This window comes from Paraburkholderia sp. SECH2, from assembly GCF_030464795.1.
In the GTDB taxonomy this organism is placed as follows: Bacteria; Pseudomonadota; Gammaproteobacteria; order Burkholderiales; family Burkholderiaceae; genus Paraburkholderia; species Paraburkholderia aspalathi.
In genome coordinates this window covers 1-1,844 of sequence record NZ_JALPRH010000066.1, presented here as the reverse complement: position 1 = coordinate 1,844, position 1,844 = coordinate 1, and the positions used below count along the sequence as shown (strand labels likewise).

At 66.3% G+C, this 1,844-nt stretch carries 1 protein-coding gene; it reads right to left on the bottom strand.

What is annotated here, in order from left to right:
- Nucleotides 1-3 precede the first annotated feature (3 nt).
- Nucleotides 4-1,844 (bottom strand): autotransporter outer membrane beta-barrel domain-containing protein (locus M0D66_RS37870; protein WP_266212954.1); only part of this gene is annotated, 1,841 nt, incomplete at its 5' end.

The window sequence follows — 1,844 nt, the reverse complement described above, 5'->3', positions numbered from 1 at the left end:
CCGTCAGAACAGGATCTTTGCGCCCACGTTCACGCCCACGCCCTCGATCGTGTTACCCGAGAGCGGCGCCGCGTAGTTCACCGCCAGGTTCAGGTTCACGTTCTTGCGTACCCAGCCGCTCACCCCCGCTTCCAGCACCGCCGTCGCCCCCGTGCGGTCCGAGCCCACCGGCGTGCTGAAGCCGCCCGAATTGAACACCGTCTGCGGCACGCCCATGAACTCATACCCCAGCGACGGGCGTACCCACGCCGTGACCGAGCGCTGCTCATCGAGCGCCCAGCTGCGCGCAAGCTTCGCCCCCACGCTCGCCCGAGCACTGTCGGCCTGGCTGAAGCTCACCTGCGAGGCGGCATCCTGCGTGTCATTGAGCTGCAGGTGCTGCGCGCTCAGCCGTACCGCCGGCTCAAACGTGAGCTCCGGCGTGAGCGAGCGGCGCATGCCCGCCTCCACCAGTCCCGCCACACTCCAGCCACTCGTGTGCAGCGACATCTGGTTCACCGAACTCGCATCCTGCGACTGCCAGCCCAGTTGCGCCTGGCCCTTCATGTACCAGCCCGAGGGTGCCTGCTGTCTGTAATAGCCGCCCAGCGCGTAACCGCGCAGCGTGATGTCGCCGGCGTTGCTGCCATCCCAGTGCTCCACATCCGCATTGCCGGTGCCGAACGACACATACGCCCCCGCGGTCTGCTTCACGCCGCCCTCGTCGTGCGTATACAGGCCCTTGCCCAGCACCAGTGAATAGAGGCTGCCGTGGAACTTCGCCGCGCTCCCGTAGATGCCCTCATCCGAGCCACTTCTCGGGAACTGGCTCACCACCTTGCCCCACAGCCCGCGGTCATCGGCCATTGCACTGCCATCACTGACCGCATCGAGCACGGCGTTGTTGTACGTCAGCCCCAGGGTCGGCACCACCGAATACAGCGACGCCTCCGCGCGATAGTTCGGCACCCCGCTGTCTGCGGCCATCGGAGCCTCATCGCCGCCTCCTGCCGTGGGGTTTCCGCCATTGCCAGCACTGGACTCCGCACCCGTTCCCGTCTTTGACACCGGATCCGTTGCACCGGGAAGCGGTGAGGGCGTGCTCAAAGTCGGCTTCTGCGAGGTCAGGAAGAAATCGCTGTCGTTCTTGCTGCCACGACGCAGCGTGTACTGGTAGGCACCGGCCAGCACCGGCCCGTTCAGCACAAACGGGGTGCCCCACAGCGTGTTGCCGCCATTGATTGTTTTGACGACCTGAATGCCGTCGCCCGTGGTCTGCCCACCAAGCCCACCCGCGTTGCGGATGCCCAGGTATGTCACACCCCCTACCGGCCCGCCGTCGATCACCACTTGGTCCGCCAGGCTGGCGCTATCACCCAGCGCCACATTCAGGGTGATCTGGCCGTAACCGCCGCTCATCCCGCTGACCGTCAGTGTCTTCGGCACGAACGCGCCCGGAGCCGTGGGCGCGGCCATGTCGATCTGGCCTTCCAGGGTCAACGAGCCCACCCTGGAGTCACCCGTCATGGTCCAGCGCGAGGGCGTGTCAACATCCATATCGATCTGGCTGGCGGTACCCGTGAAGGAGCCGCCCTGACTCAGGTAAAGCTTGGAACCGGCCACACCACCTGTCACCGCGCCGGTCACCTGGCCGGTGCCGGTGACCACCGTCGAGCCCTGCAGCACCCCGCCACCGAGCACCTGTAGCCCCCCCCCATCGCGAACCGTCGTACCGGTCGCAGAGCCGTTGGCGTTCACCGTCAGCGTGCCGCCGTTCTCCAGCAACACGCTATTGGCCGCACGTGAAGCGGCGTCGATCGAAAAGGCACCCAAGGCGTTGGTGCCAGTCACGTTGGTATCCGTGT